At 69.2% G+C, this 10135-nt stretch carries 2 protein-coding genes; both read right to left on the reverse strand.

Features of this window, described 5'->3' with window-relative positions; translation table 11 throughout:
- Positions 1–6029: amino acid adenylation domain-containing protein (locus tag ABZ552_RS33945; RefSeq protein ID WP_357441936.1), on the reverse strand; the 6029-nt coding region annotated here is incomplete at its 3' end.
- A 270-nt stretch (positions 6030–6299) separates the two neighbouring features.
- Positions 6300–10135 (reverse strand): amino acid adenylation domain-containing protein (locus ABZ552_RS33950; RefSeq protein ID WP_357441938.1); only part of this gene is annotated, 3836 nt, incomplete at its 5' end.

Consider the following 10135-nt stretch of genomic DNA (forward strand, 5'->3'; position numbering starts at 1 on the left):
TGACGCGCCGTCGACCGCGGCGGATTCAACACCTCCACCAACCGCTCGAACGGCACATCCGCATGCGCGAACGCCGCAAGATCCGACTCACGCTGCTTACCCAGCAGGCCGACGAACGACTCATCCGGCTCGAACCGCGTCCGGAACACCACGGTATTGACGAACATGCCGATCAAATCATCGAGCTCCCGCTCACCCCTCCCCGCGACCGGCGTGCCGACGGCGATATCCGCATTGCCGGACAGGCGAGCAAGCAAGACCGCGAAGGCCGTGTGCACCACCATGAACAACGTCGCGCCATGCGCACGAGCCAACTCCACGAGTCCCGCGTGGGTCGCCGCATCGATTTCGATATCCACGCGCGCACCCGCCAGCGAAGCCACCGCAGGCCGCGGGCGATCGGTCGGCAACTCCAGCACGTCGGGCAACCCGGCCAGCTCAGCACGCCAGAACGCGATCTGCCGCGCCGCGAGCGACTCCGGATCCGACTCCTCCCCCAGCACCGCACGCTGCCACAACGCGTAATCCGCGTACTGCACCCGCAACGGCGACCACCCCGGAACATCGCCCGAAGTACGAGCCGCGTACGCCACCATCACATCCCGCACCAACGGACCCATCGACGACGCGTCCGCCGCGATGTGATGCACCACCACCGCGAGAACATACGTGTCGGGCGCTCCGTCGACCTGGATGAGCACGGCCCGCAACGGGACCTCGGCCGTCACGTCGAACGGAGTCGCCGCCAGCGCGTACACGCTGCTCGCGACCTCGGACTCGGCCAGCACCCGCGGACCGAGGTCCACCGCGACCTGCGCGGCAGGCAACACCACCTGCACCGGACCGTCCGGCGTCTCCGGATACACCGTGCGCAGCACCTCGTGCCGCGCCACCACATCGCGCAGCGCCGCACCCAGCGCGCCCACATCCAGCGCACCGGTCAACCGCAACGCGAACGGCAAGTTGTAAGCGGCCGAACCGATCTGCTCCGCGGCGTCATCGGACTGGTCGAAGCGGTTGAGGAACCACATCCGCCGCTGCGCCAACGACAACGGCAGTTGCTCCGGACGAGCGATACTCCCCAACTCGACCCGGCGCTCACCGTGCGTATGCGACTCGAGCGCCGCCGCCAAACCCGCCACGGTCGGCGCCTCGAACAGTGTCCGGACGGGCACCCGCGCACCGACCGCCGCACCGAGACGCGCCACGACCTGGGTGGCGACCAGCGAATTACCGCCGAGCGCGAAGAAATCGTCATCCGCGCCGACCCGGTTCAGCGCCAGCACCTCACCGAACACCCCCGCCACGATCTCCTCGATCGCCGTCACGGGCGCACGGAACTGCTTGGTCTCGAAAGTCGGCTCCGGCAACGCTTTACGGTCCAGCTTGCCGCTGGAGTTCAGCGGGAACGCGTCCAGCGCCACGATCGCGGCCGGGACCATGTAGGCGGGCAAGGTCTCGCCGATCGCGGACCGCAGTGCCTGCGCGTCGATCCGGTCGCCCGGAGCGGGAACGACGTAGGCGACGAGCTGATCGCCCAGCGACGACGCCGCGACCAGGGCGGCTGCCTGGCTCACCGAAGGCTGCGCCAGCAGCGCCGTCTCGATCTCACCCAGCTCGATCCGCTGACCGCGGAACTTCACCTGGAAATCGGTCCGGCCGAGGTAGTCCAGCACCGCGTCGTCCGCGTCCTTGCGCCACACGACCAGGTCACCGGTGCGGTACATCCGCTCGCCATTGCCGAACGGGTTCGCCACGAACCGGTCGGCGGTCAGATCGGGACGCCGCACATAACCGCGGGCCAGTTGATCACCCGCGAGATACAGCTCACCGGGCACGCCCACCGGCACCGGCCGCAACCACGAGTCCAGCACGTAGACCTGCGTGTTCCACTGTGGCAGGCCGATCGGCACGGTGCGCTCGTCGGCAGCCGCGGGCCAATAGGTCACCGAGACGGCCGCCTCGGTGGGGCCGTACAGGTTGTGCACGGCGGCGTCGGACACCGCCTGCATCGCGCCCACGGTCTCCGGCGGCAGCGCCTCGCCGATCACGAAGACGTGTTTGAGCGTCGGGCAGCTGCCCGGCGTGGTGTGCGCGGCGAAGACCGTCAGCATGGACGGCACGAAGTCGGTCACCGTCACGCCCTGCGCGGCGATGGTTTCCGCGACGTAAGCGGGATCGCGATGTCCGTCCGGCGTGGCGACGACGAGTTTCGCGCCCGCGCGCAGCGGCATGAAGTAACCCCACAGCGAGACGTCGAACGTCGTCGCCGTCTTCTGCAAGTACACATCGTCCGGACCCAGCGGATACTCCGCGAGCATCCACGCGATCTGGTTGTTGATCGCCGCATGGGACACCGCGACGCCCTTGGGGCGGCCGGTGGAACCGGAGGTGAAGATCACGTACGCCGGATGGTGCGGCAACACCGGACGCACGAGTTCTTCCGTGCGGACCGGGCTGTCGTCGAAGCCGTCGAGATCCAGCGTGTCCACGGCGAGGGCCGTGACGTCGCCCGGCAGCGCCGCCGCGTCCGCGGCGGTCGTCACCACGCACAGCGGGCGAGCGGTGTCCAGGATGTGCGCGATGCGTTCGGCCGGATGATCCGGATCCAACGGCACATACGCCCCACCCGCCGCCACGATCGCATACATCCCCACCACAAGATCCAACGACCGGCGAACCGCCAACCCCACCAACGACTCCGCACCCACACCCTGCGAAATCAACAGCCGCGCCACACGATTCACCCGCGCATCGAACGCACGGAACGTCAACTCCACACCCTCGTAGACGAGGGCGATCGCGTCCGGATGAGCCTCGACCGCACGGCGATACCCGTCCAGCAGCAACTCGGAGCGAACCGGATACCGGGTGTCGTTCCACTCGTGCAGGATGCGATCCCGCTCGACCACGCTGAGCAGGTCGACCCCGCCCAGCGCGCGGTCGGGATCGGCCGCGACGGCGCGCAGCAACCGGTTCAGGCGCGCGGCGAACTCGGCGACCGAACCCTCGTCGAACAGATCGGTGGCATAGGTGAACAGGGCGGCCAGGCCCGCGTCCGGGCCTTCCTGCGGCGTCACCGTCAGCTGCAGATCGAATTTGGCCACCGCGCCGTCGAATTCGACCGCCGCGACGGACAGGCCGGGCAGCTCGAGCCGCGCCTGTTCCATGTTCTGGAAGAACAGCGCCACCTGGAACAGCGGGTGATGCGCCTGCGACCGCACCGGGTCGAGCACCTCGACCAACCGCTCGAACGGCAACTCGGCATGCGAGAACGCCGCCAGGTCGCGTTCCTTGGTCGCGGCCAGCAGTTCGGCGAACGAGGACGCCGGATCGACCGGGGTCCGCAACACCAGCGTGTTGACGAACATGCCGACCAAGTCGTCGAGTTCGGCCTCGCCGCGGCCGGCGACCGGCGTGCCGATGGTGATGTCGGTGGTGCCGGACAAGCGGGCCAGCAGCGCCGCGAACGCGGTGTGCACCACCATGAACAGCGACGCGCCGTGCGCGTGCGCCAGCTCGTCGAGCCGGGCCCGGGTGGGTGCGTCGACGGTGAAGGCGTAGACGCCGCCGCGACCCGACGGCAAGGCGGGACGCGGCCGATCCATCGGGAGGTCGAGCCGATCGGGGATGCCCGCGAGGGCCTCGCGCCAGAAAGCGATCTGCGTCGCGGCCACCGAGCGGGGGTCGTTCTCGTCGCCCAGCACGGCGTGCTGCCACAGCGTGTAGTCGGCGTACTGCACCGGCAGCGGTTCCCACCCCGGGGCGGCGCCCGCGCTGCGCGCGACATAGGCGGTCATCAGGTCGCGCACCAGCGGTGCTATGGACGTACCGTCGGCCGCGATGTGATGCACCACGACGGCGAGGACGTAGTCGTCGGAGCCGATCCGCGCGAGCGAGAGCCGCAACGGCACTTCGGCCGCCACATCGAACCCGGCGGCGGCGAACGTACCCAACCACTCGGGGAGTTCGTCGGCGGTCAGGCTGTGCGGCGTCAGGTCGGGGACGGCCTGCGCGGCGGGCAGCACCACCTGATACCCCGTACCATCCACCGCCGGATACACCGTCCGCAACGTCTCATGACGCCCGACCACATCCGCGACCGCCGCCCGCAACGCCGCCACATCCAACACACCCGACAACCGCACCGCGAACGGAATATTATTCTCCGCCGAACCGGTATCGAACTGATTCAAAAACCACATCCGCCGCTGCGCCAACGACAACGGCACCCGCTCCGGACGCTCCACCGCCACCAACGCCGGACGCTCAGCGCCGGTGTCGAATTCGGCGAGCCGGGCGGCCAGCAGCGCGACCGTCGGCGCTTCGAACACCGTACGCGCGGGCACCCGCGCGCCGATCGACGCGCCGAGCCGGGCCGCGACCTGCGTCGCGATCAGCGAGTTGCCGCCCAGCTCGAAGAAATCGTCGTCCGCGCCGATCTCGTCACCGGCGCTGAGCAATTCGCCGAACACGCCCGCGACCAATTGCTCCAGCGCTCCCGACGGCGCGCGGAACTCCTTGGTCTGCAACTGCGGCGCGGGCAGCGCGCGACGATCCAGCTTGCCCACCGGGGTCAGCGGGATCTCCTCCAGCACGGTGAGCGAGGTCGGCACCATGTGGACCGGCAGGCTGCGCTCGGCGTGCGCGATCAACTCTCCGGTGTCGATCGAGTGCCCGGTCGCCGCGTGCACATAGGACGCGAGAATCGTCGCGCCGCTGTCCAACTGGTGGCCGACGGTGACCGCGAAGTCGACGGTCTCGTGTGCGGCCAGCACCGCGTCGATCTCACCCAGCTCGATCCGGAAACCCCGGATCTTCACCTGGAAATCGTTGCGACCCAGATACTCCAACTCACCATTCGGCGTCCAACGCACCAGGTCACCGGTGCGATACAACCGGGAGTGGTTCGGGTCGAAGGGATTCGGGACGAAACGCACGGCGGTGAGACCAGGACGCAACTGGTAGCCGCGAGCCAGCTGGGGCCCGCCGATATACAGCTCGCCGACGACGCCGATCGGGACCGGCACCAGGCGCTCGTCCAGGACGTATTCGGTGGTCGTCTGGATCGGCGCGCCGATCGTCACCGGCTCGCCGGGCACCAGCGGCGCGCTGATGTTCGTCATGATCGTGGTCTCGGTCGGGCCGTACCCGTTGTAGAACTCGCGATCCCCGTCGGCGATCGGGCGCACCCAGCGCCGCACCAGCTCCGGCGGGCACGCCTCGCCACCGGCCACCACCACACGCAACTCGTCCAGCCCCGTCGGATCCACCGACGCGAGCGCGGCCGGGGTGATGAACGCGTGCGTCACGGCTTCCCGGCGCAGGAGCGCGGCGAGTTCGTCACCGCCGTAGACCGTCGGCGCGACCACGACCATGGTGGCCGCGCCGCCGAGCGCGAGCAGCAACTCCAGCACCGAGGCGTCGAACGACGGCGACGCGAAATGCAGCGTCCGCGACGCACTCGTCACCCGATACCGATCACGCTGCTCGGCACAGAAACCGGCCAGCCCGGCTTGGGTGACCACCACGCCCTTCGGCATGCCGGTCGATCCCGAGGTGTAGATGACATACGCCGGATGCTCGGCACGCAGCTGCCGCAGCCGATCCGCATAGGTGACCGGTTCGGTCGGGTACTCCTCCAGTGCCCGGGTGCAGCTGTCGGAATCGATGACCAGCCATTCGATCTCGCTGGGCAGGTCCTCCACCACGCGCGTGACGGCGAGTCCGAGCACAGCCCCGGAATCCTTCACCATGTGCTCGACGCGATCGGCCGGATAGTTCGGATCCACCGGCACGAACCCCGCACCGGTCTTCGCCACCGCCCACACCGCCACCACGGACTCCACCGACCGCGGAATACCCACCGCGACCAGATCCTCCGGACCGACCCCCCGATCGATGAGCAGCCGCGCCAACCGCGTGGACCTGGCGTCGAGTTCCGCGTAGGTGAGGTGTCCCCGAGAGCTGACCGCGTCGGCGAAAACGACCGCGGTACCGGTCGGATTCGCTTCGACGGCGGTTGCCATCAGTTGCGGGAGGGTAGTGACTCTAGGTCGCCGGGTGCGCGTGGGCCGCACCCGCGCGGGCCGCGTCACGCGAGCCCCGCTTCGTGCTTCCTGATTCCCCATCCTTGAGCCGGCAGACTATTCCCCGACAAGCGAAACATGAAAACTCTGCACATCCTGCCTGTAAGAACACGTCCTTGACACATTTCCAGCGGACGCCCTGATACAGCAAACCAACCGGGTGTGTGCATAGTCACACAACCGGGGGCTTGCGTCTGACCGCGAATCGCTTCACTCGGCGCCGAACAGTTCGGTGAGCTCGACGATAGCGGTCACAGTCGTCCAGGGCCCCGCGGGCACGCGGCCGACACCATTGTCGAGCACCACGGCCTGCAAGTCCTCCAATGCCGTCGGGTCGAGCGTGTCCAGCCCGGTCCGATCCGTCACCAGATGAGTTACCCATTCGTCGGCGAGCGACTCGGTCAGCGCGCCGTCCGCGTCGACCAGCACCACCGACGCGCCCACCGATCCGGCGGCCACCACTTCGACCAGCGCGGCCGGCGACTGCGCGCTGCCGTGCTGGAAGGTGCGCGACTCGAAGGTCAGCTCGGTGCGTGCGCGCAGCCGTCCGGCGGCCGTGGCGAGGTCGTCGTAGCTGAGCACTTGCGCACCGATGAAGGCGGGATCGCTTCCGCGCAGGGCGCGGGTGCGGTGGGCGTAGGTGACCGGGCGGGGGGATTCGGCGGCGATCTCGGCGACGAGGGTGGGGTCGTCGAGGGCGAGCCAGTCCAGCGCGCCGGTCGAGCCGGAGCCGCCGGTCGTGAGACCGATCTTGATCTCCGGTTCGTGCGGCAGCGGTGCGTCGAGTGCGTCGACCGGGACGACCGCGGCGCCGGCCTTGAGGACGGCCCAGGTGGCGATGACCGCCTCGATGCCGCGGTCCAGCCGCAGCGCGACGCCCGCGCCCGGTCCGCAGCCGCGCGCGATGAGCACCCGCGCCAACCGCGACGAACGCGCGTCGAGATCCTGGTAGGACAGCGCGTTCTCACCGGACACCACGGCGGGCCCGTCGGGGTCGTCCTCCACCGCGGCCGCCAGTGCCTGGGTCAGCGCCGTGCCCGCGGTCGCGGTGGGCGCTTCGGCGCCGACCGATCCGGCCGCCGCCGCCATCCGCTCCCGTTCGGCGTCGTCGAGGATGTCGATGTCGCCGATGAGGGTGTGCGGGTCGGTGGCGATGGTGGTGAGGATGCGTTCGAGTCGGCGGCCGAGGGTTTGGACGGTGGTTTCGTCGAACAGGTCGGTGGCGTAGGTGAACACGGTGTCGAGTTCGCCGGGGGTGCCGTCGTCGCGGTGGTGGGGGTTGACGTTGACCTGCAGGTCGAATTTCGCTGCGACGCTGCCGGTGTCGAGCGCGGCGACGGTCAGGCCGGGCAGCCGCAGGGTGGGTTGTTCGTTGTTCTGGAACGACAGCACGACGCCGAACAGGGGGTTGTGGGTGGTCGCGCGGCCGGGGGCGACGACTTCCACGACGCGTTCGAAGGGGATGTCGGCGTTGGCGAAGGCGGCCAGGTCGGTTTCGCGGGCTTGGTCGACCAGTTCGGTGAAGCTCATGCCCGCCTCGACGCGGGTGCGCAGGGCGAGGGTGTTGACGAACATGCCGACCAGGTCGTCGAGCACGCGTTCGCCGCGTCCGGCGATGGGTGTGCCGATGGCGACGTCCGGGTCACCGGACAGCCGCGCCAGCAGCACCGCCAAGGCGGCGTGCACGACCATGAACAAGGTGCAATTGTGCTCGCGCGCCAGGGCGACCAAAGCCGCGTGTACTTGCGGGGACACCGCGAAACCGGTGTTGGCGCCCCGCATGCTCGCCACGACCGGGCGGGGCCGGTCCAGCGGCAGCTCCAGTTCCCCGGTCAGTCCGGCGAGTTGATGGCGCCAATACGCCAGCTGCCGCGCGGCCACCGAGGTCTCGTCGTCGTCGGTGCCGATCACGCTGCGTTGCCAGATGGCGTAGTCGGCGTACTGCACCTCCAGCGGAGACCAGCGGGGGGAGTTGCCGCCGATACGAGCCAGGTAGGCGCTCATCAGGTCGCGCGCCAGCGGCGCCATGGACGCGCCGTCGGCGGCGATGTGGTGGGCCACGAACGCCAGCAGGTGTTCGTCGGGCCCGGACTCCAGCAGCAACGCCCGCACCGGCACTTCGGTGGTGACGTCGAACCCGGTCAGCATCAGCTCGGTGATCTGCTCGATCGGGTCATCGGTGACGACGACGTCCAGCCCGCCGGGCAGGGCTTGCTCGACGGTGAGGATCTGCTGGTACGGCAGCCCGCCCGGCCCGGTCGGATACCGGGTGCGCAGCGATTCGTGGCGTTCGAGCACGTCGGCCAGCGCGTAGCGCAGCGCGGAGACATCCAGCGCGCCGGTCAACCGGATCGCCATCGGAATGTTGTAGGCCGCCGAGGCGGGGTCGAACTGGTTGAGCACCCACATCCGCTGCTGCGCCAGCGACAACGGAATCGGTTCCACCCGCTCGGCGCGTTCCAGCACCGTGCGCGCACCCGCACCGGCGCCGGGCACCACCCGCGCGGCCAGCGCGGCCACCGTCGGCGCTTCGAACAGCTCGCGCACCGCCACATTCGCGTCCAGCGCCTCGTTGATCCGCGCCACCACCCGCGTGGCCAGCAGCGAGTTACCGCCCAACGCGAAGAAGTCGTCGTCCAAGCCGACTTCGGCGGCGCCGAGCAACCCGGCGAACACATCGGCCACCGCCTGCTCCACCGGCGAACTCGGCGCGCGGAACACCGTCGCGGAGACGAACTCCGGCGCGGGCAGCGCCCGCCGGTCCAGCTTCCCGTTCGGGGTCAGCGGCAGCGCGTCCAGCACCACGATCGCATCCGGGACCATGTAGCCGGTCAGGAACTCCGACACCTGCGCCCGCAGCACCGACGGATCCATGCTCGCCCCGGCATCGGCCACCACGTACCCGATCAAACGGTCACCGGCATGCTCGTCCTCGCGGACCAGCACCACCGCCTGACTCACTCCCGGGCAGCGCAGCAGCGCCGCTTCGATCTCGCCGAGTTCGATGCGGAATCCACGCAATTGGACCTGCTGGTCGCCACGCCCGGCGTATTCGAGGGTGGCCTGACCACCGAACCCGACCCACCGGCCGATGTCACCGGAGCGGTACATCCGCGACCCCGGCGCACCGAACGGGTTGGCCACGAACCGGGTCGCCGCCAACCCGGGACGCCCCAGGTAGCCGCGCGAGAGCTGCGCCCCCGCGACGTAGATTTCTCCGGCGACCCCGACCGGCGCCGGGTGCAACCGGTCGTCGAGCACGTACGCGTCCAGGCCCGGCAACGCGCGCCCGATCACGCTGGCCGCGTTGTCGACCATCTGCTCGTCCAGCGACAGGAACGACACGTGCACGGTGGTCTCGGTGATGCCGTACATGTTCACCAGCCAGGGCGCGTCCACCGGATGCCGCTCGTACCAGCGCTGCAGCTGACGCAGATCCAGTGCCTCGCCACCGAACACGATGTAGCGCAGAGCGAACTTGCCCTCGTCGTGGTGTGCGGCGCGGTCGGCCTCGGCGAGCTGGTAGAACGCCGAGGGCGTCTGGTTGAGCACGGTGACTTGCTCCCGGATCAGCAATTCACGGAACTGCTCCGGGGACCGGGAAGTGAGGTAGTCGACCACGACGACGGTGCCACCGTTGGCCAGCGCGCACCATAGCTCCCACACCGAGAAGTCGAAGGCGAAGGAGTGGAACAACGTCCACACGTCGGTTTCGTCGAACTCGAACAGCAATTGGGTGTTGGCGAACAGCTCGACCACATTGCGGTGCGCGACGCCGACGCCCTTGGGCACGCCGGTGGAGCCGGAGGTGTAGATGACGTAGGCCAGGTTGTCCGGGCGCAGCGGTGTGACGCGCTCGCGGTTGCGGACTCGTGCGTCGTCGTAGCCGGTGGTCTCCTCCAGCAAAAGCGCCGGAATGGTGCCCGCGGGCAGTGTGTCCAGCTCGGTAGCGGTGGTCAGGACGCACACCGGCGCGGCGTCTTCGAGCATGAATTCCAGCCGCTGTACCGGGTAGCTGGTGTCGATCGGCAGGTAGGCCGCGCCGG

It is taken from the genome of Nocardia sp. NPDC019219, assembly GCF_040632645.1.
Taxonomy (GTDB): domain Bacteria; phylum Actinomycetota; class Actinomycetes; order Mycobacteriales; family Mycobacteriaceae; genus Nocardia; species Nocardia sputorum.